Origin of the sequence: Allobosea sp. (genome assembly GCF_051860145.1) — a bacterium.
Lineage (GTDB): Bacteria > Pseudomonadota > Alphaproteobacteria > Rhizobiales > Beijerinckiaceae > Allobosea.
In genome coordinates this window covers 42,483-65,635 of record NZ_JBHYEM010000024.1, presented here as the reverse complement: position 1 = coordinate 65,635, position 23,153 = coordinate 42,483, and the positions used below count along the sequence as shown (strand labels likewise).

The 23,153-nt window shown below is 67.6% G+C and carries 24 protein-coding genes, 1 tRNA gene and 1 pseudogene; 5 read left to right on the top strand and 21 right to left on the bottom strand.

Features of this window, described 5'->3' with window-relative positions; genetic code table 11:
- Positions 1-1,420: glycosyltransferase (locus ACTIF2_RS24635; RefSeq protein ID WP_439499773.1), on the top strand; the 1,420-nt coding region annotated here is incomplete at its 5' end.
- On the opposite strand, the gene ACTIF2_RS24630 is transcribed toward ACTIF2_RS24635, so the two are convergent.
- The 6 genes and pseudogenes from ACTIF2_RS24630 to ACTIF2_RS24605 all read right to left on the bottom strand — a co-directional run bounded on the left by ACTIF2_RS24630 (position 1,365) and on the right by ACTIF2_RS24605 (position 5,581).
- Positions 1,365-1,952, bottom strand: a complete 588-nt coding sequence (locus ACTIF2_RS24630) for an SCO family protein (RefSeq protein WP_439499772.1) — start codon at positions 1,950-1,952, stop codon at positions 1,365-1,367. The genes ACTIF2_RS24635 and ACTIF2_RS24630 overlap by 56 nt on opposite strands.
- A gap of 43 nt (positions 1,953-1,995) precedes the next feature.
- The gene (locus ACTIF2_RS24625) at positions 1,996-2,172 is read right to left on the bottom strand and encodes a hypothetical protein (protein WP_439499771.1); all 177 of its coding nucleotides are present in this window, start codon (positions 2,170-2,172) and stop codon (positions 1,996-1,998) included.
- Between the two features lie 82 nt (positions 2,173-2,254).
- Entirely contained in the window at positions 2,255-3,403 is a 1,149-nt protein-coding gene (locus tag ACTIF2_RS24620; protein WP_439499770.1) for a threonine synthase, read from the bottom strand.
- Positions 3,404-3,556: 153 nt separating this feature from the next.
- The gene (locus ACTIF2_RS24615; protein ID WP_439499769.1) at positions 3,557-4,558 is read right to left on the bottom strand and encodes an NADP-dependent oxidoreductase; all 1,002 of its coding nucleotides are present in this window, start codon (positions 4,556-4,558) and stop codon (positions 3,557-3,559) included.
- A 42-nt stretch (positions 4,559-4,600) separates the two neighbouring features.
- A pseudogene (locus ACTIF2_RS24610) lies at positions 4,601-4,789 on the bottom strand (alkene reductase); the annotation flags it as partial.
- A gap of 3 nt (positions 4,790-4,792) precedes the next feature.
- Positions 4,793-5,581, bottom strand: coding sequence for an SDR family NAD(P)-dependent oxidoreductase (locus ACTIF2_RS24605; RefSeq protein ID WP_439499768.1), 789 nt, complete (start codon positions 5,579-5,581; stop codon positions 4,793-4,795).
- Between the two features lie 109 nt (positions 5,582-5,690).
- On the opposite strand from ACTIF2_RS24605, the gene ACTIF2_RS24600 reads away from it, so the two are divergent.
- A complete protein-coding gene (locus ACTIF2_RS24600; RefSeq protein WP_439499775.1) occupies positions 5,691-6,260 on the top strand; it encodes a TetR/AcrR family transcriptional regulator in 570 nt (189 codons plus the stop codon).
- A 60-nt stretch (positions 6,261-6,320) separates the two neighbouring features.
- Here the strand turns inward: ACTIF2_RS24600 and ACTIF2_RS24595 are convergent, their stop codons facing one another.
- From ACTIF2_RS24595 to ACTIF2_RS24540, 12 genes are all read right to left on the bottom strand, one after another.
- The gene (locus ACTIF2_RS24595) at positions 6,321-7,118 is read right to left on the bottom strand and encodes an SDR family NAD(P)-dependent oxidoreductase (RefSeq protein ID WP_439499767.1); all 798 of its coding nucleotides are present in this window, start codon (positions 7,116-7,118) and stop codon (positions 6,321-6,323) included.
- Between the two features lie 143 nt (positions 7,119-7,261).
- Positions 7,262-7,969: an SDR family NAD(P)-dependent oxidoreductase gene (locus ACTIF2_RS24590; RefSeq protein ID WP_439499766.1), complete on the bottom strand. Its 708-nt coding sequence runs from the start codon at positions 7,967-7,969 to the stop codon at positions 7,262-7,264.
- A complete protein-coding gene (locus ACTIF2_RS24585; RefSeq protein WP_439499765.1) occupies positions 7,969-9,036 on the bottom strand; it encodes an ABC transporter substrate-binding protein in 1,068 nt (355 codons plus the stop codon). The genes ACTIF2_RS24590 and ACTIF2_RS24585 overlap by 1 nt, the downstream gene beginning before the upstream one ends.
- A 40-nt stretch (positions 9,037-9,076) precedes the next feature.
- A complete protein-coding gene (locus ACTIF2_RS24580; RefSeq protein WP_439499774.1) occupies positions 9,077-9,919 on the bottom strand; it encodes an amidohydrolase family protein in 843 nt (280 codons plus the stop codon).
- Between the two features lie 17 nt (positions 9,920-9,936).
- On the bottom strand, positions 9,937-11,004 hold the full coding sequence (locus ACTIF2_RS24575) for an ABC transporter substrate-binding protein (protein WP_439499764.1): 1,068 nt from the start codon (positions 11,002-11,004) through the stop codon (positions 9,937-9,939).
- A 37-nt stretch (positions 11,005-11,041) separates the two neighbouring features.
- Positions 11,042-11,911 carry an ABC transporter permease gene (locus ACTIF2_RS24570; RefSeq protein ID WP_439499763.1) on the bottom strand — a complete coding sequence of 290 codons (870 nt, stop codon included), beginning with the start codon at positions 11,909-11,911 and terminating at the stop codon, positions 11,042-11,044.
- A complete protein-coding gene (locus ACTIF2_RS24565) occupies positions 11,911-12,675 on the bottom strand; it encodes an ABC transporter ATP-binding protein (protein ID WP_439499762.1) in 765 nt (254 codons plus the stop codon). The genes ACTIF2_RS24570 and ACTIF2_RS24565 overlap by 1 nt, the downstream gene beginning before the upstream one ends.
- A 208-nt stretch (positions 12,676-12,883) precedes the next feature.
- A complete protein-coding gene (locus ACTIF2_RS24560) occupies positions 12,884-14,089 on the bottom strand; it encodes a sialidase family protein (RefSeq protein ID WP_439499761.1) in 1,206 nt (401 codons plus the stop codon).
- Complete coding sequence (locus ACTIF2_RS24555; RefSeq protein WP_439499760.1) at positions 14,089-15,246, bottom strand: iron-containing alcohol dehydrogenase; 1,158 nt, start codon at positions 15,244-15,246, stop codon at positions 14,089-14,091. Before ACTIF2_RS24555 ends, ACTIF2_RS24560 begins: the two co-directional genes overlap by 1 nt.
- A gap of 13 nt (positions 15,247-15,259) precedes the next feature.
- On the bottom strand, positions 15,260-16,300 hold the full coding sequence (pdxA, locus tag ACTIF2_RS24550; RefSeq protein WP_439499759.1) for a 4-hydroxythreonine-4-phosphate dehydrogenase PdxA: 1,041 nt from the start codon (positions 16,298-16,300) through the stop codon (positions 15,260-15,262).
- Entirely contained in the window at positions 16,297-17,424 is a 1,128-nt protein-coding gene (locus ACTIF2_RS24545; protein ID WP_439499758.1) for a four-carbon acid sugar kinase family protein, read from the bottom strand. The genes pdxA and ACTIF2_RS24545 overlap by 4 nt, the downstream gene beginning before the upstream one ends.
- A 1-nt stretch (position 17,425) precedes the next feature.
- Complete coding sequence (locus ACTIF2_RS24540) at positions 17,426-18,193, bottom strand: HpcH/HpaI aldolase family protein (RefSeq protein ID WP_439499757.1); 768 nt, start codon at positions 18,191-18,193, stop codon at positions 17,426-17,428.
- A 245-nt stretch (positions 18,194-18,438) separates the two neighbouring features.
- Here ACTIF2_RS24540 and ACTIF2_RS24535 point away from each other — a divergent pair, with 245 nt between their 5' ends.
- Entirely contained in the window at positions 18,439-19,179 is a 741-nt protein-coding gene (locus ACTIF2_RS24535; RefSeq protein WP_439499756.1) for a FadR/GntR family transcriptional regulator, read from the top strand.
- Positions 19,180-19,368: 189 nt separating this feature from the next.
- On the opposite strand, the gene ACTIF2_RS24530 is transcribed toward ACTIF2_RS24535, so the two are convergent.
- From ACTIF2_RS24530 to ACTIF2_RS24520, 3 genes are all read right to left on the bottom strand, one after another.
- Positions 19,369-19,443: transfer RNA gene (locus ACTIF2_RS24530), tRNA-Gly, on the bottom strand.
- 104 nt (positions 19,444-19,547) lie between these two features.
- A complete protein-coding gene (locus ACTIF2_RS24525) occupies positions 19,548-20,636 on the bottom strand; it encodes a 2'-deoxycytidine 5'-triphosphate deaminase (protein ID WP_439499755.1) in 1,089 nt (362 codons plus the stop codon).
- A 193-nt stretch (positions 20,637-20,829) separates the two neighbouring features.
- Positions 20,830-21,444 carry a CDP-alcohol phosphatidyltransferase family protein gene (locus ACTIF2_RS24520; RefSeq protein ID WP_439499754.1) on the bottom strand — a complete coding sequence of 205 codons (615 nt, stop codon included), beginning with the start codon at positions 21,442-21,444 and terminating at the stop codon, positions 20,830-20,832.
- A gap of 117 nt (positions 21,445-21,561) precedes the next feature.
- Here ACTIF2_RS24520 and apaG point away from each other — a divergent pair, with 117 nt between their 5' ends.
- Positions 21,562-21,954 (top strand): Co2+/Mg2+ efflux protein ApaG, encoded by a 393-nt coding sequence (apaG, locus tag ACTIF2_RS24515; protein WP_439499753.1) that lies wholly within the window; start codon positions 21,562-21,564, stop codon positions 21,952-21,954.
- On the top strand, positions 21,951-23,132 hold the full coding sequence (argE, locus tag ACTIF2_RS24510; RefSeq protein WP_439499752.1) for an acetylornithine deacetylase: 1,182 nt from the start codon (positions 21,951-21,953) through the stop codon (positions 23,130-23,132). The genes apaG and argE overlap by 4 nt, the downstream gene beginning before the upstream one ends.
- Positions 23,133-23,153: the final 21 nt, after the last annotated feature.

Here is a 23,153-nt window from a genome sequence, read left to right as displayed (position 1 = left end):
GGCGCGGCCGAGCGCGCGCGGCGGCACCAGCCCGGGGCAGAAGGTCGCTGCGGCGCTCTGCGTCGCCCCGGCCTCCTATGCCGGCACGCTGGCGCCGTTCGAGACCTTCATGGCGCTCGCGCTGCTGGCCGGACCGGTCTTCCTCGCGCTCGCCTTCCTGAGGCTCGCGGCCGTGTTCGAGCCGCCGGCTCCCGACCTGTGGCGCAGCCATGGCTGGCGCGTCGATGACAGCCGCCTGCCGGTCTATACGGTGATGGTGCCGCTCTATCGCGAGGAGGCCGTGCTGCCGCAACTGATCGCGGCCCTCTCGGCGCTCGATTATCCCGCGGCCAAGCTCGATATCAGGCTCCTCTTCGAGCAGCATGATCGCGCCTCGCTGGAGGCGCTGGCGCGGATCGCGCTCCCGGCCAATATCCTGCCGGTGATCGTGCCGGCGGGAGGCCCGCGCACGAAGCCCCGCGCCCTGAACTTCGCGCTCGCGGAAGCGCGCGGCGAGCTCGTCGCGGTCTTCGACGCCGAGGACGTGCCCGATCCGCAGCAATTGCGGCAGGCCGCTTCGCGCTTCCTGCACATGCCGCCGGACATCGCCTGCCTGCAGGCGCGCCTCGTCATCGACAATCCGCGGGACGGCTTCCTCCCGACGATGTTCGCGCTCGAATATGCCGGCCTGTTCGACGTGGTGAATCCCGGCCTGCTGCGCTTCGGGCTGCCGATCATGCTCGGCGGGACCTCGAACCATTTTCGCATCGAGGCGCTGCGCGCCGTCGGCGGCTGGGATGCCTGGAACGTCACCGAGGACGCCGATATCGGCCTGTGCCTGATCCGCGCCGGCTATCGCATCGCCGACCTGCCCTCGCACACGCTCGAAGAGGCGCCGCTGCACTGGTCGGCCTGGCTGAAGCAGCGCACGCGCTGGCTGAAGGGCTATGTCCAGACGCTGGTCAGCCATCTCCAGCGGCCTGGTGCCCTGCTGCGCGAGGCGGGCTGGACGGCGACGCTGGCCTTCCTGGTGCTGGCGCTCGGCAGCGTCGTCAGCGCGCTGGGCTATCCGGTCTTCCTCGCGGCGCTGGCGGCGGCCTGCCTCGACGGTTCGTTCTGGATCTCGGATGGCGGCTTCGACAATATCGCCTCGGCCCTGGCTGTGGTCGTCGCCGCGGCCGGGAGCTTCGCCATCGTGGCGCCGCCGGCGCTCGGCGCGCTCCGGCGCGGGACGCCCGGCCTGCTGAAATGGCTGCCCCTTTTGCCGGCCTATTATCTGCTGGTCTCGCTCGCCGCCTGGCTCGCGCTTCTCGAATATGTCCGCCGCCCGCATGCCTGGAACAAGACCATGCACGGGCTGGCGCGCTCGTCCTGCTATCGGTCCCTCACAGATGCCGCAGCCATTCCGCCGCCGCTTCCGCCGGCGGCCGCTCGATATTGAAGGCGCCGACGAAGCCGCCGTTCTTGTCCATCAGATAGACCAGCGCGGTATGGTCCATCGTGTAGTCGCCGTCCTTGAGCGGCACCTTCTTGGAATAGGCGCGATAGGCCTTGATCGTGGCGTCGATCGCGGCGCGGTCGCCGGTCAGGCCGACGATGCGCGGATCGAACGAGCCGAGATAGCTCTTGAGAACCTCGGGCGTGTCGCGCTCGGGATCGACGCTGATGAACAGCGCCCGCAATTTCTCGCCCTTGCTGCCGGCCGCGCGCAGGGCCTCGGAGATCTCGAACAGTTTCGTCGGGCAGATGTCCGGGCAATGGGTGAAGCCGAAGAAGACCAGGAAGGGCGCGCCGCGCAACTCCTTGTCGGTCAGCGTCTTGCCGTCCACGGTCGTCAGCGAGAACGGCCCGCCGACGCTGGCGGTTCCGCTCGCGCCCTGTCGGGGCGGGCTGAAGGTGATGAAGGCGGCGGCGGCGAGCGCGAGGGCGCCGGCCAGGAAGACGACGAGGGGCAGGATGAGGCGGCGGTTCACTTAGGTCCTCGCGGGGCGCGGAATCGGGTTGGGTATCAGCGGCCTAGAAACAGGCGACGATGGCGGCGATCAGGTCGTCGGTGAAGAGCCGGTCGCCCTCGCGCCACCAGAGCAGCAGCCCGGTCAGCAAGAGTGCGCCGGCACCGCCGCCGAGCAGCCATAGCCCCAGCCGCGAAGGCGGGGCTTCGTGTTCGGCGCCTGTCCGGTCCGGTTGCGTCATGGCGACAAGCATAGTCCCGCGCGCCGGGCGCCGGAAGCGGCGTCCATGCCGCAGGGGGCTGCGGGGCGCGGCGAAGTGCGTGCTACGGCAGGTCCGCCATCGCCACCTCACAGAGCCGGGCCACGGCGGCGGTGTCGGCGGGATCCGCGACGCGATGCGTGCGCGCCGGCATCTCCTGAAAGGCGCGCACGTCCTTGAAGCCGTGCCCGGTGATCAGGCAGACCACACGCGAGCCGGCCGGCAGCTCGCCCTTGGCCAGAAGCTGCGGTAGCGCTGCGATCGGGCTCGCGCCGGTCGGCTCGGCATAGACGCCCTCGCGCCGCGCCAGGCTCGCCATGGCGGCACGCAGCGCATCGTCGCTCACCGCGAGCGCCAGCCCGCCGCTCTCGCGCACCAGCCGCAGCGTATAGGTGCCGTCGCGCTCGTAGCCGATCAGCGGGTCGCTGATGCCGGACGCGATCGTGTCGGGCCTGTCCCAGGCGCTCACCTGCCGCTCGCCGGCCTCATAGGCCCGCACGATCGGGGCGCAGCCCTCCGCCTGAACCGCGACGAGCCGGGTGGTCGCGCCGACTTCGGCGAGCCCCTGCCAGACGCCCTTCACCAGCGGCCCGCTGCCGGTCGGGATCACGACATGGCTCGGGGCCGCGCCGCCGAGCTGGCCGACGATCTCGGTCCCGACCGACGTCAGGCCGGCGACGGCATAGGGATTGAGGAAGGTCGTGGTCAGGTTGGCGAAGCCGTGCCGCTGCGCCAGCGCCCGCGCCAGGTCGTAGGAGCGGCTGTAATGGCCCTCGACCAGCAGCAGGACGGCGCCATGGGCGGCGATCTGCGTGACCTTGCCCATTGGCGTATGCGCCGGCACGACGATGATCGCCGGCACGCCGGCGCGCGCCGCATAGGTCGCCGTCGCGGCTCCGGCATTGCCGGAGGAGGCGCAGATCACGCCTTTCGCGCCGAGCGCGATCGCCCGCCCGAGCGCCGCCGCGATCAGCCGGTCCTTGAACGAGCCCGATGGGTTGCGGGTCTCGTCCTTGAGCCAGATCTCGCCCGAAAAGCCCGCCAGCCCGGCCTCGATCCGGCTGGCCCGCAGCAGCGGCGTCCCGCCCTCGCCGAACGGGAAAGGCGCGACCTCGTCCGTGCCGACGGTCTCGAGAATGCCGCCGCAGGCGGCGCATTCATAGCTCAGCAGCGGGGCAAAACACGTCTCGCAGTCGACGCAGCGCAATTGCATGGCGGCTCACTCCCTCGCCGTCCTGATAATGCGCGGCGCGGTCCCCGCCAACACCGGACTCGGTGTGCTTGCCCGCGAGCGGACATTCGTTCGCGGCGGTTGGCCAAGCTGCCGGTAGACGATACTCGTGCCCGCAACATCGACGCTGCTCGCCTACCGGACCTTGATCACGACCTTGCCCTTTGACCGTCCCGTTTCGACGTAAGCCATGGCTTCGTTGGTCGCTGCGAACGGGAACACCCGATCCATGACGGGGCGGATGATCCCGGCTTCGATCAGCGATGTGATCTGGCGCAGCTGCTCGCCGTTCGCACGCATGAACAGGAACGAATAGCTGATCCGACGGGCCTCGGCTTTCCTCCGGATGCCGAAGCTCAGAATGCGCATCACCTGCCGTAGAAGCCAGTTCAGTCCTTGCTCGCTGGCGAAATCGGGGTCCGGCGGACCGGAGATCGAGATCAGCTTGCCGCCGGGCTTCAGCACATTCAGGGATTTTTGGAGCGTGTCGCCATCCAGGCTGTTGAGGACGACGTCGTAGCCGGACAGAACCTTCTCGAAGTCCTGCTTCTTGTAGTCGATCACGACATCCGCTCCGAGGCTCTCGACCAGCGGGACATTCGCCGTGCTTGTCGTCGTCGCGACCGTCGCGCCCAGATGCTTGGCAAGCTGGATCGCGAATGTCCCGACGCCGCCGGAGCCGGCGTGAATGAGGACCTTCTGCCCTTTCGCCAGCTTGGCTCGCTCGACCAGCACCTGCCAGGCCGTCAGCGCGACCAGAGGAATGGAAGCCGCTTCCTCCATGGTGAGATTCTTCGGCTTCAGCGCCAGGTCCGCTTCGTTCATGGCGATGAACTCCGCGAATGTCCCGACCCGGCCGTCGCGCGGCCGGGCATAGACCTCGTCGCCCGGCTTGAAGCGCCGGACATTCGATCCGACGCGGACCACCGTGCCCGCCACGTCGTGTCCCAGAACGAAGGGCGGGCGGTAGGGCAGGATGAGCTTGAACTCGCCGTCGCGAACTTTCGAATCCAGAAGGTTGAGCCCGGCCGCGTGGATCTCGACCAGGACATCGTCATCCTGCAACGTCGGCTCCGGCATCTCGCCAAGCCGCAGCGCGCCCTTCTTCTTGTATTTATCGAGGATGAAGGCCCTCATGATGTCTGTTCTCCAATCTCGCCGACAGAGCGGCCCGACGGGTCAGGAGCGGCTTGCGGCGATGGCGGGATAATCGATGTATCCCGCCGCGCCCCGCCATAGATCGTGGCCGGGTCGAGAGCCGCCAGCGGTGCGCGGGTCTCCAGCCTCTCCACCAGGTCGGGACTGGCGATGAAGGGGCGGCCGAAGGCGGAACAGGTCGGCCTTGTCCTCGGCCAGCCGCGAGGTCGCTGCTCAGGCGATCGTGCGGTACCGCTCGGCGGGACGTTCGTTCCGATAGTTCGGAAGCATGGCCTGGCGCGCGGCCTGAAGCGCATCCCACTGCCCGGCATCGGGAAGCGGCGGGATGGTCACCGGTTCGCGACGGTCGAAGCCGACCAGCGCCGCATCGACCAGATCGCCCACCTCCATCACGTTGGACAGTGTGCTGACGTCGGCGCCGACATGCCCCCAGATCTCCGTTCGCGTCGTGGCGGGAAGCACCGCCTGGACGTAGACGCCCTTCGGCCCGAGCTCGAGGCTAAGTCCCTGCGACAGGAACAGCACGAAGGCTTTGGTCGCGCCGTAGACCGTCATGCCGAACTCCGGCGCCAGGCCGACCACGGAGCCGATGTTGACGATCGCCCCTTCGCCGGCCTTCGCGAGTCGCGGGGCAATGGCGCTGGCAAGCCGCAGAACTGCGGTCGTGTTGAGCGCAACCAGCCGCGCCACATCATCGGTGCTCTGCTCGATGAAGCTTCCGCCGATGGCCGTTCCGGCATTGTTGACGAGGATCCCGATGCGGGCGTCATCGCGCAGCCGCGTCTCTACTTTTTCCAGCTCATCGCGCTTGGTGAGATCTGCCTGGACGATGTCGACGACGACGCCGCTTTCGTTGCGAAGACGGGCCGCGAGCGTCTCCATGCGCGCCTTGTCGCGAGCGACCAGCAGCAGGTCGTGGCCGCGGCGCGCGAAGCGCTCGGCATAGGCGGCTCCGATACCGGTGGAGGCACCGGTGATGAGGACTGACGGAATGGTGGTCATGCATTGCTCTTTTCGCGGGTGGAACCTATATTCATGATGATCATCATGAATGCCAGTAAATATGATGACCATCATGTAAATGTCAACGGAGCTGACGGGGAATTTTGAAATGAAGGTCAGTCGAGACCAGATGGCGGAGAACCGTCGCCGGATTCTGGATGTTGCCAGCCGGCTGTTTCGCGAGAAGGGGTTCGACGCGGTCAGCGTGGCGGAGGTGATGAAAGCCGCCGGGCTCACCCATGGCGGCTTTTATGGCCATTTCAGTTCGAAGGACGACCTGATCGCGCAGGCCCTTGCCCATGTCCTCGCCGCGGATGCAGGCGGAGGAGGCGATCTTCGCGCTTATGCCGACGCCTATCTGTCACCCCGGCATCGCGACAACTGCGCCGGCGGTTGCCCGACGGCGGCCCTTGCCGCGGCCGTCCGCCTCCAGACCCCGGCTGCACGCGCGGCCATGACCGCAGGCCTCCGATCGCAGGTCGACCGCATCGGCAAGGCGCTCCCGGAGCTGGAGGCGGCAGACAGGCGCCGCGCGGCGATCGGAAGCTTTGCGGCGATGGTGGGGGCGGTGATCCTCGCCCGCGCGATCGACGATTCCGCGCTTTCGGATGAGATCCTCGAACGGACGCGTGAATGGATCGATGCTGGGATCAACCCGCAATCTGCCAGCGCCAGATGAGCGAGGGCACGCTTCACGACAAGCCGCGTGAGATGAGCCCTTCTCGCAGGCACGCGGGGATCAACGTTGCTGGATGTCCGTCTGCACCCTTTTGCGGGCATGCGCGACGCCCCCCGTCGTCAGTCCACCATCCGCCGTCACCTCGCTGCCCGTCATGAACGAGGCATCGTCCGACGCCAGGAACAGGACGATATTGGCGATCTCGTCGGGACTGGCCTCCCGGCCCATCGGGATCACAGCGCGGTTGGCGTCCATGTGGCCTTCCGGTGCAGCGAAGGTCAGCGGCGTGGCGATCATCGCCGGGTGGACGGAATTGACCCTGATCCGGTCGGCGCTGAACTCGAGCGCCGCCGATTTCGTCAAGCCCCGGACGGCCCATTTGCTGGCGGTGTAGGAGGGGTCACCATGAGCGATGATGCCGGCTGTCGACGAGATGTTGACGATCGCGGAGGGTGCCGCCCGAGCCAGCATCGCGCGGCAATGCTTCATGCCCAGGAAGACGCCGGCGACGTTGACGTTCATCGCCTTGTCCCACTCGGCTTTCGATGTCTCGGCGAGCGATTTGCGGATGATGATGCCGGCGTTGTTGACCAGCACATCGAGCCCTGTTCCCGCCGCACCGATCGCAGCGACGAGCATCTGCCAATCGGCCTCGTCGGTCACGTCGAGATGATGCGCCGTGGCCGCAAAGCCCTCGTCGGCCAGGCTGCGGCCGAGGTCGCGCGTTTCCTCGTCGAGCACGTCGGCGATATGGACGTGAGCGCCGGCGCTGGCGAAACGCCGAGCGATCGCAGCGCCCAGGCCACGGGCTGCGCCGGTGACGCAGACGGATTTGTCGCGGAATTTCAGCTCGGTCACGCCGTGTCCCGGATGGCTAGAGCATCGGCCCGAAAAGTGGATTGCGGTTTTCGGAAAAGCCGATGCAAAAACAAAAGGCTAGATCATTGGACCGGATACGATATCCCGTCCGATGATCTAGGTCGGGCGACGGCGCGGGCAGCTCAAAGCGACGCCCCCCCGCAGACGACGATCTGCTGGCCCGTGATGCTGGCCGCACCTTCGGAAAGCAGGAACGCCGTCGTCGCCGCGATTTCCTCCGGCTTAACGAGCCGGCCGATCGGCGGCATTTTTGGCGCGACCGATGCGCGACGCGGGTCTCTCAGCATCGGCGTGTCGGTCGCGCCGGGCGCCACGACGTTCACCGTGATCTGGCGGGGTGCGAGCTCGATGGCGAAGGAGCGCGCCATGCCCACCACCGCGGCCTTGGTCGCCGCATATTGCGCGCGACCGGGAGAGCCGGCGGCCGTCCGACTGCCGAGCAGGACGATGCGGGCGCCATCGGGAAGCGAGGGTACCAGCGCCTCGACGATCTGCTCGGCCGCATCGACATGCAGCCGCCACATCTCGCAGGCATTTGCCGGATCGAGTTCTCCAAGACGCCCGACGCGCAGGATGCCGGCTGCATGGACGATGGCGTCGAGCGGCTCCAACCCTTTCAGCGCTGCAGCGAGCGCCTCCCGATCGGAAAGATCGACCGCATTATGGGTAAGCCCAGCCGCTGCGAAGCCGGGCTTGCTGCGGCTGAAGCCGACCACGTTCCAGCCCTCGGCGAGCAATCGCTTCGCGATCGCCTCGCCGATGCCGGAGCTGACGCCGGTGACGAGTGCGCGTCTGGCGCGCCCGTCTTCTTGTGTCGCCGACACGCCCATCAGCTATAGGCGCGCGCCTGGGCGCGGATCTGCTCGACGTCGAACTTGTTGATCTCCTCGATCAGGTCGTTCGTGTAGATCTTGGTGAAGTCCTTGATGTCCCAGCCGTTCATCTGGGCTTCGGTCGAGAACTCCTCCTCACGGATGCTGCCCATCTTGGCCCCCTGATAGGGCGGCTCGTAGAGCTTGATGCGCCGGCTGATCGCCTCGAGGACCGACTTGACCGCCTGCTCAGCTGTGGACCCTCGCGGGGCCGTCTCCGGGTACATCTTGAGGAAGGCCTGCGCGCCGGCCGAGGGGTTGGCGAGCAGGAAGACCGAGGCTTTCGCGACGGAGCGGCCATAGCCGACGAAGAGGGCGCGATCGGCCTCGATGCGCGCGCGCTGCGCCATCAGGAACTGGCCACCGATCATCGGCAGCTTCTCCGGGCGGGGCAGCATGTCGATCGCCATGCCGGCCGCCTCGATCTGGCCGAAGCCGGTGTCGTAATAGGCCAGCGCGTCGATGGCGCCGCGATCCAGCGCGACGCCGGCGGGAATGCCGTTGCCGACGGCGGTCCATTTCACGTCGCGATCGGGATCGAGCCCAAGGCTGCGCAGGACGTTCTTGGTCACCGGGAATTCGGTGCCGGCGAAGTCCGAGACGCCGATGTTCTTGCCCTTGAGATCGGTATAGCTCTTCGCCGCGGCGCCCTTCTTGACCGCGATGTCCCATTTGTAGGGATAGGTGTACTCGTAGAAATTGACGGCGCTGCCCCACTCGCCCTTGGACAGGATCGGCAGCGCGGTCGACGGCACGCCGATGCCGACATCGACATCGCCGCGGTCGGTCGCCACCTGGACGTTGTTGTTGCCGCCCAGCGCCATGCCCTGGACCTTGAAGCCCTCGGCCGCATTGTAGCCGAGCGTCTCGCCGATCAGGAGATTGATCAGGTTCGGGCTGATCGCCTTCTGGCCGAAGCCGACCTTCAGCGTCTTCGCGCCCTGGGCGAAACCGGCGCGAGGCGCCATCGTCAGCGCGGCGGCGAAGGCGGCGCTCGCCAGAAGCCATTCTCTGCGTGTGATCATCGTTGCTCTCCCTTGGTGATGGCGCCCGTTTCCCGGGCCTTTACTGAAAGCGGTAGAGTGCTTCGGCGTTGCGGCGCAAAATCCGTTCGCGCAGCGATTCGTCGTCGAAGGTGCGGTGGAACTCCGCCAGGAGGTCTTCCGTCCTTGGCACGGCGTCCAACAGCGGATGCGGCCAGTCCGTGCCCCAGAGGCAGCGCTCGGGCGCCGCGCCGGCCAGGCGCCGGAGACAGGGCGCCATCTCGTCGCCGCGGCCGCCCGGCGGGATCGATCGGTAGCCGATGAGCTTGACCCAGCCCCGCCCGGCCGCGAGGAGGTCGAGCATGGCCCGCATCGCCGGCTGGTCCTGACCGAGACGCGGATCGATCCGCCCGCAATGATCGATCACGACATCGACCGGCAGGCTCTGCAGCAGCGCCGCATGCGCGACGATCTGCTCGGGGCGTGCATGGAACTGAACATGCCAGCCCATCTCGGCGGCGGTTCTCGCGCGGTTTGCGATCGCGGCAGCGTCGATGCGGCTGTCCGAGATCGCGTTGAGCCGGATGCCGCGCACCCCGCCCGCGTGGAGATAGTGGAGATCTGCGGTTGTCGTGTCGTCGTCGATGAGCGCGATCCCGCGCGCCCGATATGGCCCGAAGCTCCGGACGGCATCGAGCATCGCTGCATTGTCGGTGCCGTAGCAGCCGCCCTGGACGACGACCATGCGGTCGATCCCGAGACCGGCTGCCATCTCCAGATAGGCCTCCGCCGGTGCCTCGGAAGGCTCATAGGACGCGTCCGCCGGCAGCGGAAAGCGGTGATAGCGGCCGAAGACGTGGAAATGCGTATCGCAAATGCCGTGGCCGACGGGCTCGGGGTCATGCGATGGCGTCCGCGTTTCCATATCGACGGCCCCGGCGTTCATGCGTAGGCCAGCGCCTGGCGCTTGATCTCCTCCCGGTCGAAGTTGTTGATCTCGTCGATCAACTCATTCGTCAGGAAGGCGTCGAGCGGGCCGATCTGCATATTGTTCATCTGAGCCTCGATCCTGAATTCCTCGGGATTGATGCTGCCAATCTTCGCGCCCTGATAGGGCGGCTCGTAGAGCTTGATGCGCCGGGCCGTCGCGACCAGTACCGACTTGATCGCATCCTCCTCGCTGGACCCGCGCGGCGCCGCCTCCGGATACATCTTCAGGAAAGCGCGCGCGCCGGCACGCGGGCTGGCCGCGAGAAAGACCGAGGCCTTCGCGACCGACCGGCCGTATCCGACCAGCAGGTCGCGATCCTTCGCCAGACGCTCGCGCAGCGCCATGAGGAACTGGCCGCCGACCATGGGCACGTTCTTCGGCAATGGCAGCAGCTTGAACGGGATGCCGGCGCCCTCGATCTGGCCGAAGCCGGTATCGTAGTAGGCCAGCGCGTCGACGGCGCCGCGCTGCAGGGCGACACCGGCAGCTACGCCGGTGCCGACAGCCGTCCATTTGACATCCCTGTCGGGATCGAGCCCGAGGCTTCGCAGGACGTTCTTGGTGACGGGGAACGCCGTCTCTGCAAAATCTGGCACGCCGATATTCTTGCCCTTGAGCTCCTCATAGCTCGCGAGCGTCGAATCCGGCTTCACCGCGACGTCCCATTTATAGGGATAGGTGTACTGGTAGAAATGGATGGCCTTACCCCAGTCGCCCTTGGCCAGGATCGGCAAGGCGAAGGAAGGGACCCCGGTCGAGATGTCGGAATCGCCGCGGTCGACGGCGACCTGCGCGTTCGACACGCCACCGACCGTCATGAACTGCGCCTTGAAGCCCTCGGCCGCGTTGTAGCCGAGCCCTTCGCCGATCAGGAGGTTGACGAGGTTGGGCGCGATGGTCTTCTGGCCGATCGCGACCTTCACGGTCCTGGCCGGCTGGGCGAAGGCGGATCTCGCGGGGAGAGCCAACGCCGTGGCGATGGCTCCGCTCGCCTGCAACCATTGTCTGCGTGTGATCATGGATACCCTCCCGGTTCTTGCTTCTTGCGCCGCGGCTTCACTTCCGGCCGCGGTCGCCCCAGTGAACGATGCGCGCTTCGAGCCCACGGACGATGCCGTGGAGCAGGATGCCCATCGCGCCGAGGATCACGAGTGCGGCGAAGACGCCCGCCACGTCCGTCACCGCCTGGGCTTGCGTGATCACCACGCCCATCCCCTGCTGGGCGCCGAGGAACTCGGCGACGATGGTGCCGAGCAGCGCGTAGACCACCGCCATGTCGAGCCCGGCGAAGATGTAGGGCGCGGCATTGGGCAGCTTGACGATGCGATAGGTCTCGAAGCGCGAAGCCGAGAGCGAGCGCATCAGGTCGACGCGCTCGGGCTCGACGGCGCGCAGGCCGGTGAAGCTGTTGATCAGCATCGGGAAGAAGGCGAGCAGCGACGAGATCGCGATCTTCGAGCCGTCGCCGAAGCCGAACCAGATCACCACCAGCGGCGCGATCGCGACCTTCGGCAACGACTGCAAGGCGAAGGCATAGGGCATGATCAGCTTCTCGATCAGCCGGCTCTCGGCCATCAGCGAGCCGAGGAGGAGACCGAGGCCCGAGCCGATGGCGAGACCGAGCGCGGCGTTCTTCAGCGTGCCCCAGAGCGGCAGGTAGTAGCCCAGCGGGCTCGACGGGCTGACAGCGATGCCCGACCACAGCGCGTTCCACACCGCCGACGGCGCCGGCAGGATATAGGTCGGCACGTTCAGATACTTCACCGCCAGCGACCAGCCGGTGAAGAGGATGGCGAGGCCGATCAGCGTCACCAGCGTGCCGTTGACGCCCCTGGACTCCTGCTTCTTGCCGGCGGGGACCTTGGGCTTGGATGCGGCCTTCTCGATCGAGACGGAATCCGCGACGATGGTCTGTGCCTGGCTCATCACTCGTCTCCCTGGGCGTTGAGCAGTCCCCGGATTTCCTTGGCCAGAGCCGGATAGGCGGGATGGCTGATGATGGTGTCGTTGGAGCGCGGGCGCGGGATCGGCACCTCCAGCTCGCGGATGACGCGGCCGGGACGCGCCGACATCACGACGACGCGGTCGGCGAGGAAGATCGCCTCCGAGATCGAATGCGTGATCAGCATCACGGTCTTGCGGCTGGCCTGCCAGATCCGCTGCAGTTCGAGATTCATGCGCTCGCGGGTGAGCGCGTCGAGCGCGCCGAAGGGCTCGTCCATCAGGAGCACGCGTGGCGAGCGGACCAGAGCCCGGCAGATGCCGGCACGCTGCTGCATGCCGCCCGAGAGCTCGTAAGGGTAGCGGTGGCCGAAATCCTTCAGCCCCGTGACGTCGAGCAGCCGGTCGACATCCTCGGCCTGGCCGACCTGCTTGCCGCCGACCCGCAAGGGCAGCGCGACGTTCTCGCGCACGGTGAGCCAGGGCAGGAGGTTGGCCGCCTGGAAGACGACGCCGACATCGCGTGAGGGGCCGGTGATACTCTTGCCGTCGAGCGCCGCATCGCCGCTGTCATAGTCGTCGAGGCCGGCAAGGATGCGCAGCAACGTCGACTTGCCGCAGCCCGAGGGGCCGACGACGCAGACGAACTCGCCGTCCTTGATCGAGAGGTCGATATTCGACAGCGCGTGGACCGAGCCGTCTGCATAGGTCTTTTCGAGCCCACTGATCGCGATGAGGTCGTGCGGCATCTGTGCCTTTGCCTCCGAGATAGGATGCACTTGAGCGAGGGCGGCCATGGGCGTCTCCCTGTCCTTTGTTCTTCTGGTGTCGCCTAGAGCCGGATGACTTCAGTTGGAATCGCAAAGCGGTTCCAACTGAAGTCTGAATCCGTCTCTCATCAAAGAGTTAGAGCAGGATCGATGCGAAAAACCGGTTCCCACTTTTTCGCATCCTGCTCTAGCCGCGGGCCGCCCAATCGGGCGTGACGCGGACGTGCTTGATGGCGCGGCGCCAATAGGTGAAGGCGATCTGGAGATCGCCGTCGGGCGTCTGCGTGATCGAGGGATAGGAGAACTCGCGGTTCAGCCCGTCCTTCGAGTTGTTGGTCATGCAGTAGCCGTCGCCGGTCTCGAGATCGCGGCGGATGGGCCAGGTTCTGCCGGCATCGGCAGAGATCGCGAGCGTCATCGGAGCGCGCGGGGCACCCCAGAAAGCGGTCTTCTCGAAAACGGGGATCTGCGCTTCGCCAACAGCCTCAGCCGGCTCGTCATCCTCGATATCGTCGTAGAGACCGAGGCGGCGGTCGGTGGCGTCGCGCTGGCTCGACGCGTTGAAGACCAGCGCGACCCGTCCGTCGGAGAGCACCGTGGCCTGGATCGAGGAGTTGTTGTTCGGCAGTTCGGTCGGCTCGGGCTGCGACCAGCTTCGACCATCGGCCGAGCGGCTGGCATAGATGAAGTCCGCCCAGCGGCTGCGATAGAGCGCGAGCAGGCCTTCACCCGTCTTGAGGACGTTCATGTGCACGCAGCCGAGCGAGCCCGGCACGACGTGCTCGCTCCAGGTCCGCCCTTCGTCGGTCGAGACGCGCACGGCGCTGACGTCGCGGTCCCCGACCCATTTCTGGCCGGGCACGCTGACGCAGTGGAAGACGGGGATCACCCAGGCGCCGTCATCGAGCACGGCCGGCGGCTGGCGCACGAACAGGCCATGCCCCTGCGGCGCGTCGAACAGGGTCTCGATCGGCCCCCAGCTCGCGCCGTGGTCGAGCGAGACGCGCTTGCGCACGAGGGAGGTGTCCTGGTTGCCGGAGATCTGCGCCGTCCAGATCAGCCAGAGCTCGCCTTTGGGCGTGGTGAACAGCACCGGGTTCTGCTCCGAGCGGGCCGGGTCGTTGGAGAGCTTTTCCGGCGTCGTCCAAGCCTCGGTGCCCTTCGGCAGGCGCGAGAAGTACACGGAGATGTCGGGGATGCCCTCCTGCGTGCCACCGAACCAGACGGTGGCGAGATCGCCATTGCCGAGCACGGCGATATTGGCGGCGTGGTTCTGCACGCAAGGGCTCGGCAGATAGGCCTCGATGCGGGCGGGATCGCCGTCGCGCGGATGCAGGGCGCCGCTGCGCTCGGTGAGACCGGCAGGCTCGATGGCGGAAGGATGAACGCCCATCAATAGGCCTCCTCATAGAGCGCGAGGATCTGCTCGCGGCTGATGTCGCGGGGGTTGTTGTCGAGCAGGCGGCGGATGGCATGCGCCTCGCTCGCCATGGCCGGCAGATCGTCGCGCGGCACGTTCAGGGCGGAGAGCTTCATCTCGCAGCCGAGATCGGCGCACCAGCGATGCGCGGCGGCGAAGACGTCCGGCTCGCGCGAGACGCCCTGCACCCCGAGCGCCGCCAGGATCGCCGTCGTCTTCTCCGGCACGGCCGGGGCGTTGAAGGCGAGCGTGTGCGGGAAGATCAGCGCGTTCGCCGCCCCATGCGCGATGTGATGGCGCGTGCCGAGCGGGTAGGCCACGGCATGACCGGCCGCGGTGTTGACCGGGCCGAGGCAGAAGCCGCCATAGAGCGAGGCGAGTGAGAGGCCCGCGCGCGCCTCGATATCCGAGCCGTCGGCGATGGCGCGCCCGAGGAAGCGGCCGACGAGCATGACGCCTTCCAGCGCATACATGTCGATCAGTGGATGCGCCTTCTTGCTGGTGAAGGCTTCGACGCAATGGGCCATGGCATCGACGCCCGTCGCGGCCGTCACCGTGGCCGGCACCGTCAGCGTCAGCGCCGGATCGATGATCGCGATGTCGGCGAGCATGTGCAGGCTCTGCACGGCGAGCTTGTTCTGCGTCGCCGGGTCGGTGATCAGCGCGCGCGTGCCGGCCTCGCTACCGGTGCCCGAGGTGGTCGGCACCTGCATCAGCGCGGCGCCCTTGCGCGCGACCTTCTCGGGTCCGACGACCTCGTGCAGCGTCTGGCCGGAGCCCGGCAGCACCGCGACGAGCTTGGCGAGGTCCATGGCGCTGCCGCCGCCGAAGCCGATGACGAGATCGGGCCTGACCTCGCTTGCCAGCGCCAGCGCCGCTTCGAGGTTGGGCACGTCCGGCTCGGGCTTCACCGTCCCGAACACCGTGACGGCGCCGCTCAGCTCCAGCACGTCGATGCGGTTCGCATTGAAGGCGTCGGCGACGACGAGGATGCGTGTGAGGCCCCGCGCGGCCGCCCAGCGGCCGGCGATCGCGGCCGTGCCGGCGCCGAACTCGATGATGTGGGGACGCTGGATGGTGATCGGCGTCGCCAGGCTCGCCGCGAGCGGCTTGGGGATGTGCATGTTCATCGGCCTTGCCTCCTTACGCTGCGGATCTGGCGGTGATGCCGCGAGCGGCAGCGAGCTTCTCGGCGTATTCGATGGCCTCGATCAGGCTGAGCTCATTGGCGATGCCCTTGCCCGCAATGTCGAAGGCGGTGCCGTGATCGACCGAGACGCGCACGATCGGCAGCCCCAGCGTGATGTTGACGCCCGACAGCGCATCCCAGGTCCCGGTCTCGGGATTGATGTTGAAGCCGAGCAGCTTGACCGGGATGTGCCCCTGGTCGTGATACATCGCGACCACGGCGTCGTACTGGCCGGCGCGCAGCTTGACGAAGACGGTGTCGCCCGGCACCGGCCCGACCACGTCGAACCCGTCCGCCACCGCTTTCGCGATGGTCGGGGCCGACACCTCGTCATCCTCGCGGCCGAACAATCCGCCCTCGCCGGCATGGGGGTTGAGGGCGGCGATGGCGATCTTGCGCCGGCCGAGCTCGAGCGCCTGCAGCGCCTCGTCGGTGCGCTCGATGACATAGCGCAGGCGCTCGGGGGTCAGCTTGGCGGGGACGTCCTTCAACGCGACATGGGTGGTGACGTGGCTGACCCGCATGTTGCCGTGGGCGAGCATCATCACCGAGCCTTTCGAGGCGGTCAGGCTCGCCAGCATGTCGGTATGGCCGGCGAACTTGTAGCCGGCCTTGTTCAGCGCCTCCTTGTTCAGCGGCGCGGTGACGATGCCCTGGATGCGGCCTGTCTCGGTCAGGCGCACGCCCTTCTCGACCGCGAGATAGGCAAAGCGCCCGCCATCGGCGCAGAGCACGCCGGGGCGGATCGGCTCGCCCTCCGGCCCGGCCTGCAGGCAGGCGAGGTTCGGCCAGGCCCCCGTATCCGAAACCTCGGGGATGGCGATGTCGGCGCCGAGCATCCGGCGCGCCTCGTGCAGCGCGGCGTTGCTGCCGATCACGAGAAGGCGCAAATTGCCAGTCGCGAGCCGGTCCCTCAGCTTCAGGCAGGCCTTGACGATGATCTCCGGCCCGACACCGGCCGGGTCGCCCATCGTGATGGCGAGATGAGGTTTCATGCTGCCGCTCCGGCCAAGGTCGCAGGCCCACCCGCGACGAGCTGTTTCAGGAGGTCGGGACCGCCGAAGGCCCCGGATTTCGAGACGACCGTGATGCCGTCCCAGCGGCCCCCGCGCAGGATCGAGCGCGGCACCCCGGGCGCGATCTCACCGACGACGTCCAGCCTGTCGGCTGAAAGAGCCTCGCAGAGGCCGCGCAAGGTCTCGCCGCCCGCGGCGACCAGCGTGCCGGGCCGGTTGAGACGGCCGAGGAGATCGGCGAAGCGGGCCTCGATCATGGCGGCAGCCTCGCGCCGCGAGGTTCCCGCGGGCAGATCGATGCTGGCGAAGGCGATGCCCTCCGCCGCAAGGCGTCGCGTAAGATCGCCGTCGGCGCGCCGATCCGCGGCGTCGAGCAGGACATGTTGCGCGCCGAGCCTGGCGAGCTGCTCGCGGATCACGTCGTGCTCGGAGCCGATGAGCCCGAGCATAGGACCCGGCAAGGCCGCCATCGCCTGCGAGCGCTCGACAGCGGCGGCACGCGCCAGGGCGGCGGCGAGCCCGGCACTGCCGACCCAAAGCACGTTGTCGAGATGTCCCGCCGCCTCGACGATGGCGTCGAGATCGGTGTCGCTTTCCGCGTCCCACAGGCTGATGCCGCCGGGAACCGCCTCGCCGGCACCGGCCTTCGCCACGGCCTGACCGGCACGCGCCAGATCGGCCGCCAGATCGCCCCGCACCGGTCGGTCGGCCCCGGCGGCCCGGACATATTGCCGGCCGCCGCGGGTGATGCGCGCCTGTGCCGGGAAGGCCGGCGCGATGATGCAATGTGCAGGCTCGACTGCAGCGAGTATCGCCGCCAGTTCCGCCGCCTCCTGCCCGCGCAGCAGACTGTCGATCTTCTTGAAGGCCAGCCCCGCATCGCGTGCGAAAAGGCGGGGCGCCACGGCCGAGACGGCAGCGCCCGCAGCTTCGGCCGAGGCTTCGCGCGTGCGGCTGTCGAGCGCTATCGCACCTGCCGCCGGCACCTGACCGCGCCAGCAGACCGCGACCGGCGCCTGCGGCGAAGCAAACGCGGCTGCGCTGTCGAGCGCGCCCGTCAGGTCGTCCGCAAGCAGGCGCAGGCGCTGCGGGCTGAGCGTCATTTCAGCCGCCCTTCACCGCGGAGAGCAGCGAGCGGGCGCCGCGCGCGACGATGGTGGTGTCGTTCGCGACCCCGACGAAATCGATGCCCTGCGCGACACGGCGAACGGCTTCGCCTTCGTTGTTGGTCAGGTAGCCCGCGGGCTTGCCGATCGCCTTCAGGCGCCTGAAGCCGTCGTCGATCGCGGCCTGGACCTCGGGCGCCTGCGTGTTGCCGAGATGGCCCATCGAGGCCGCGAGATCGGCCGGGCCGATGAACACCGCGTCGACGCCCTCGATGCCGGCAATCGCTTCGATCTGCGCCAGCGCCTCGGCGGTCTCGATCTGCACGATGACGCAGATCTCCTTCTGCACCTTGGCGAAATAATCCGGGATCAGGCCATAGGCCGCCGCGCGGGAGGAGCCCGACACGCCGCGCACGCCGCGCGGCGGATAGCGCGTATAGCTGACGGCGCGCGCCGCTTCCTCGGCATTCTGGACATAGGGGAAGAGCAGCGTCTGGGCGCCGAAATCGAGCCAGCGCTTCACCATCACCATGTCGCTCCAGGCCGGACGGACGATCGGCTCGGCCGGGAGCGCGGCCATGACCTGCAATTGCGCCACGATCTCGGAGGGCTCGTTGGGGCTGTGCTCGGTGTCGAGCAGGAGCCAGTCGAAGCCGAGCTGCGCGAACATCTCGGTCAAGGCCGGGCTGGCGAAGGTCGAGAAGATGCCGAGCTGCTGGCGCTTGCCCAGATCGCGCTTGAAACGGTTCGTCCTGACGTCGGCCATCATCCACCTGCTGTTCGCGATCCGGGCAGCGAGGCAGGACGACGTCGCGAGCGAGCCCGCTGGCTTAGCGGGATCGGGAGCGTTTCCTGTCGCTGGCCTCTGCGGACCTTGCGGCTATCGAAGCGCAACTGAATTCACATGTCAACATGTTGTAATAATAACTCCCACCTATGGCGGATCGGCTCCATTATCCCGATATCACGCGGCCACTTGACCAAGTTGTAATTGCTTGTAAACATCACGCCATGGATCAGCTCACCGCATCGCGGAACCGCGCCGGCACCTCACCATCCCCCATGGTGCAACGCGTGCATCATCAATTGCGGGCGCGGATCGCCTCCGGCGAATATGCGGCGAACACACGTTTGCCCGGCGAACACGATCTTGCCGCGCTCTACGGCGTGTCACGCCCGGTCGTCCGCGAGGCGCTGCGCCGTCTGCGCGATGACGGGCTGGTCTTCTCGCGCCAGGGCGCCGGCACCTTCGTGCTCGGGGCAGAAGCGGAAAAGGGCAAGGCGCTGGCTTTCGCGCCCGTGGGCACCATCGCCGACGTGCAGCGATGTTATGAGTTCCGGCTCGAGGTCGAGCCAGCCAATGCCTTTTACGCGGCGAAGCGGCACAATGCCGCGGCGCTTTCCGCCATCGCCAGCGCGCTTGAGCTCATGCGCGACACCACCCGAGCTCACGGCCACCGTGAAGACGCCGACTACGCCTTCCATACGGCCATCGCCGAAGCGGCGAACAACTATTTCTTTCTGTCTTCGATGCAGGCGCTCAAGGACCACATCAATGTCGGCATGAAGTTGCACGGGCTGTCGCTGCTCGGTCCCGCCGGCGGGTTGGCTGGCGTGCTGGATGAGCATGATGCGATCTTCGCAGCCATTCGCGACCGCAAGGAGGAAGACGCGCGCGACGCCATGCGCCGCCACATCAAGGGCTCATACGACCGTCTGTTCGAAGGCAAGGTGCTCGACCTATCGATGTGAGCCGCTGCGCTGGAAAGCGACCATCAAGCCCGCGATGCCGCATTCGGTGCGGTCATGGAGACCCGTCTCTTTGCGCGGCGTCCGGCTGGCTTAACCCATTGAAACTGCACGCTTGCGTTCCGAGCCAAGCCAGATCACGAGCAGCGCTTGATGGAAACGGGCATTAACATATTGCAGCCAAGGGGTTTTTGGAGCGGGCGATCGGGATCGAACCGACGACATTCAGCTTGGGAAGCTGACGTTCTACCACTGAACTACGCCCGCATCCGCTCGCCGCAACCGCGGGTCGCGGGCAAGGGCGGATTCTCATAGCGGCTTCCGGCGCGGGTGTCATCCGGCAATCGTGCCGGATGCGGCGCGGTCGCGCCCTAGTCGAAAAAATGTTTCGAGAGCTTGAGCGCCTGGCCCTGGTAGTTCGATTTCAGCCCGGCGCCGTAGAGCGCGTCCGGCCGCGACGCCATTGTCTCATAGACCAGCCGGCCGACGATCTGGCCGTCCTCGATGATGAAGGGCACGTCGCGCGAGCGCACCTCGAGCACGGCGCGCGCGCCGCGGCCGCCGGCGGCGTGGTGGCCGAAGCCGGGATCGAAGAAGCCGGCATAATGCACCCGGAACTCGCCGACCAGCGCGTCGAAGGGCGTCATTTCGGCGGCATAGTCCGGCGGCACATGCACCGCCTCCTTCGAGGCCAGGATGTAGAACTGGTCCGGGTCGAGGATCAGCGCGCGCGAGCCGTCCGCCGGGATCGGCTCCCAGAACTCGGCGGCGCGATAGGCTCCGACGCGGTCGACATCGACGAGCGCGGTGTGATGCTTGCCGCGATAGCCGATCAGCCCGTCGAAGCCGGAGAGATCGACGCTGACGGCGACGCCGCTCTGGAAGGAGGGGGTGGCGGCGCTGACCAGGGTCTCGCGCTCGTGCAACGCGCCGAGCGCCCGGTCGTCGAGCCGTGTCTCGCCGGCGCGGAAGCGGATCTGCGAGAGCCGCGAGCCGGAGCGCACCAGCACCGGGAAGGTGCGTGGCGAGATCTCGATGAAGAGCGGCCCGTCATAGCCCTCCTCGACCAGGTCGAACTCGCGGGCTCGGTCGGTGATGACGCGGGTGAAGACGTCGAGCCGTCCGGTCGAGCTTTTCGGATTGGCGGCGGCGCGCAGACCCTTGGGCAGGGCGAGGCCTTCCATCAGCTCGGCGACATAGACGCAGCCGGTCTCGAGCACGGCGCCGCGCGTCAGGTCGATCTCGTGCAGGGCGAGGCGCTCCAGCCGCTCGGCGACGGTCGCGCCCGGGCCGGGCAAGAAGCTGGCGCGGACGCGGTAGGCCTTTTCGCCGAGCCGGAGATCGAGGCTCGCCGGCTGGATCTGGCCCTCGGCCGCCGGTCGCGCCAGCCTGATCGCGCCCTCCTCGATGAAGGCGCGGATGCGGCTGTCGGGCTGGATGCCGGGGGCGAAGGGCTGCATGGCGATGTCGGACCTGTTCAGCCACAGCAAGAGCCGGATGGTTTCAGATGGGATCGCTTTGCGGTTCCATCTGAAAGCTGAATCCGTCTCTCACCAATAAGTTAGAGCAGGATCAATGCGAAAAACCGGTTCCCACTTTTTCGCATCCTGCTCTAGCGAAGCCGGCCGGAAAGGCCAAGCGGGCACAAAAGCCTCAATCCCGCTCAGCGAAGGTTGTCCACGCGAGAATCATCCGGCTCGCCGCCGTCACCATCGTCAACGCCGTAAAGCCATAGGCCAGTGCGGGAAACCAGTCCGGCCACAGCATCATCGCGGCGAAGCAGGCGATCGTCTCGGCGCCCTCAGCGAGGCCCGCGGTGAAATAGAGCGATTTCGCGCCGCGCCGCGTCGTCGTCAGCCCGCGCTTGGCCGCCATCACCGCGAAGGCGAGGAAGCTCGCGCCATTGACGTAGAAGGCAAAGAGCAGCACCGCGACGGGCAAGGCGTTGGCGGCAGGATCGCGCAGCGCGAAGGCGAGCGGCACCGCGCCGTAGAAGATGAAGTCGCAGGTGATGTCGAGGAAGCCGCCGCGATCGGTTGGCGCCGAGGCCCGCGCCAGCGCGCCGTCGAGCCCGTCGAGGAGGCGCGAGAGGCAAAGCAGGCCGAGCGCCGCCCAGTCATGCCCAGCAGCGACCGCCGCGGCGCAGGCGAGCCCGCAGGCGAGGCCGGCGAGCGTCGCCTGGTCGGCACTGATGCCGCGCCGGGTGAGGGCGCGACCGGTGGCGTCGAGCGGCGGGTCGATGAGATGGCGCAGGATGCCGTCGAACATGGCCGGGGTCCGGTTCGGGCAGGCTTCGGGATTGACGCTGTCGTCGGTCGGCCCATAACAGAGGCTTCGGCCGGGAGCCAGTTCCGGCCGGACGGTGGACGAGCACGGGACCGTGAGATGTATCAGGCGCTGACCCATGGCGTGCGCGTCACCGCCGCTCCGGAATTCATGGAGCGGGAATCGGCGCATGAGCAGGGCCGCTATTTCTGGGCCTATACGATCGAGATCGTGAACCTGTCGCTGCAGACGGTGCAATTGATGACGCGCCACTGGTTCATCACCGATGGCAAGGGCGAGGTCCACGAGGTCCGTGGCGATGGCGTCGTCGGCAAGCAGCCGGTGCTGCGTCCGGGCGAGAGCTTCAGCTATACCTCGGGCTGCCCGCTGATGACGCCTGACGGCTCGATGCGCGGCTATTACGCCATGCTGGGCGAGGACGGCGTGGTCTTCGATGTCGAGGTGCCGCTGTTCCCGCTCGATTCTCCTTATGTGAAGAAGGTCCTGCATTGACCAACGATCCTGCCGCGGTCGCGCGGCGCTACTCGCCGCTCGAGATGCTGTCGCGCCTTGTCGCCTTCGACACGGTGAGCGCGAAGTCCAACCTCGACCTGATCGCCTTCGTCGAGGACTACCTAGCCGGCTGGGGCGTCTCCTCCGTGCGCTTCCCCAATGCGGCGGGCGACAAGACGGCGCTCTTCGCCACCATCGGCCCGCAGGACAAGGGCGGGATCGTGCTCTCCGGCCATACCGATGTCGTGCCGGTCGAGGGCCAGAGCTGGTCGCGCGACCCGTTCACGCTGCATGTCGAGGACGGCCGGGCCTATGGCCGCGGCGCCGTCGACATGAAGGGTTTCGTCGCGCTGGCGCTGGCCCTGGTGCCGGATTTCCTGGCGGCCGACCTGAAGACGCCGATCCACCTGTTCTTCTCTTATGACGAGGAGGTCACTTGCCTCGGCGTCGTCGACGGCATCGCCGCGATGGGCCGCACCTTGCCACGGCCGCGCGCGGTGATCGTCGGCGAGCCGACTTCGCTCGACCTCGCCGACGCGCATAAGGGCATCCGCACCTTCTTCACGACGATCACCGGCGTCGCGGCCCATTCCTCGAAACCGCATCTGGGCGCGAGCGCCGTCCATGCCGGCACGCGGCTGGCGGCCGGGCTCGTCGCGATGGCCGACGAGCGCGAGGCGAGGATCGAGGAGAGCGGCCGCTTCGACCCGCCTTATGACACCGTCCATATCGGCAAGTTCCATGGCGGCATCGCCCGCAACATCCTGGCCGATCGCTGCGACCTGTCATGGGAGGTGCGCACGCTGCCGGGCTCCGACCCGGAGGAAGTCCCCGCCCGCTTCGCCGCGCTCTCGCAGGACGTGCTCGCGCGCATGCGCCGCACAGCGCCCTCGGCGGCGATCGAGACCGTGATGAGCTCGGACGTGCCCGGCCTCGCGCCCGATCCGGGCTCCGAGGCCGAGACGCTGGTCATGCGGCTCGCCGGGCGCAACAGCACGATCGCCGTCGCCTATGCCACCGAAGCAGGGCATTTCCAGCGCGCCGGCCTGCCGACCATCGTCTGCGGCCCGGGCTCGATCGACCAGGCGCATCAGCCCGACGAGTTCATCACGCTGGAGCAGCTTTCGGCCGGCGAGGCCTTCATGCGTCGGCTGATGGAGGAGTGCCGGGTGGGGTAGCGGCCGGTTCCCTTTGCCATG

Excerpts from the sequence above, each read along its gene's own strand:
- ACTIF2_RS24520 (WP_439499754.1), bottom strand. The coding sequence starts at position 21,444 with ATGTTCGACGGCATCCTGCGCCATCTCATCGACCCGCCGCTCGACGCC.
- ACTIF2_RS24525 (WP_439499755.1), bottom strand. The coding sequence starts at position 20,636 with ATGCAGCCCTTCGCCCCCGGCATCCAGCCCGACAGCCGCATCCGCGCC.
- ACTIF2_RS24555 (WP_439499760.1), bottom strand. The coding sequence starts at position 15,246 with ATGAACATGCACATCCCCAAGCCGCTCGCGGCGAGCCTGGCGACGCCG.
- ACTIF2_RS24625 (WP_439499771.1), bottom strand. The coding sequence starts at position 2,172 with ATGACGCAACCGGACCGGACAGGCGCCGAACACGAAGCCCCGCCTTCG.
- ACTIF2_RS24575 (WP_439499764.1), bottom strand. The coding sequence starts at position 11,004 with ATGATCACACGCAGACAATGGTTGCAGGCGAGCGGAGCCATCGCCACG.
- ACTIF2_RS24600 (WP_439499775.1), top strand. The coding sequence starts at position 5,691 with ATGAAGGTCAGTCGAGACCAGATGGCGGAGAACCGTCGCCGGATTCTG.
- ACTIF2_RS24605 (WP_439499768.1), bottom strand. The coding sequence starts at position 5,581 with ATGACCACCATTCCGTCAGTCCTCATCACCGGTGCCTCCACCGGTATC.
- ACTIF2_RS24580 (WP_439499774.1), bottom strand. The coding sequence starts at position 9,919 with ATGGAAACGCGGACGCCATCGCATGACCCCGAGCCCGTCGGCCACGGC.
- apaG (WP_439499753.1), top strand. The coding sequence starts at position 21,562 with ATGTATCAGGCGCTGACCCATGGCGTGCGCGTCACCGCCGCTCCGGAA.
- ACTIF2_RS24535 (WP_439499756.1), top strand. The coding sequence starts at position 18,439 with ATGGATCAGCTCACCGCATCGCGGAACCGCGCCGGCACCTCACCATCC.
- ACTIF2_RS24565 (WP_439499762.1), bottom strand. The coding sequence starts at position 12,675 with ATGCCGCACGACCTCATCGCGATCAGTGGGCTCGAAAAGACCTATGCA.
- ACTIF2_RS24620 (WP_439499770.1), bottom strand. The coding sequence starts at position 3,403 with ATGCAATTGCGCTGCGTCGACTGCGAGACGTGTTTTGCCCCGCTGCTG.
- ACTIF2_RS24570 (WP_439499763.1), bottom strand. The coding sequence starts at position 11,911 with ATGAGCCAGGCACAGACCATCGTCGCGGATTCCGTCTCGATCGAGAAG.
- ACTIF2_RS24590 (WP_439499766.1), bottom strand. The coding sequence starts at position 7,969 with ATGGGCGTGTCGGCGACACAAGAAGACGGGCGCGCCAGACGCGCACTC.
- ACTIF2_RS24540 (WP_439499757.1), bottom strand. The coding sequence starts at position 18,193 with ATGGCCGACGTCAGGACGAACCGTTTCAAGCGCGATCTGGGCAAGCGC.
- ACTIF2_RS24545 (WP_439499758.1), bottom strand. The coding sequence starts at position 17,424 with ATGACGCTCAGCCCGCAGCGCCTGCGCCTGCTTGCGGACGACCTGACG.
- ACTIF2_RS24585 (WP_439499765.1), bottom strand. The coding sequence starts at position 9,036 with ATGATCACACGCAGAGAATGGCTTCTGGCGAGCGCCGCCTTCGCCGCC.
- ACTIF2_RS24560 (WP_439499761.1), bottom strand. The coding sequence starts at position 14,089 with ATGGGCGTTCATCCTTCCGCCATCGAGCCTGCCGGTCTCACCGAGCGC.
- ACTIF2_RS24615 (WP_439499769.1), bottom strand. The coding sequence starts at position 4,558 with ATGAGGGCCTTCATCCTCGATAAATACAAGAAGAAGGGCGCGCTGCGG.
- pdxA (WP_439499759.1), bottom strand. The coding sequence starts at position 16,300 with ATGAAACCTCATCTCGCCATCACGATGGGCGACCCGGCCGGTGTCGGG.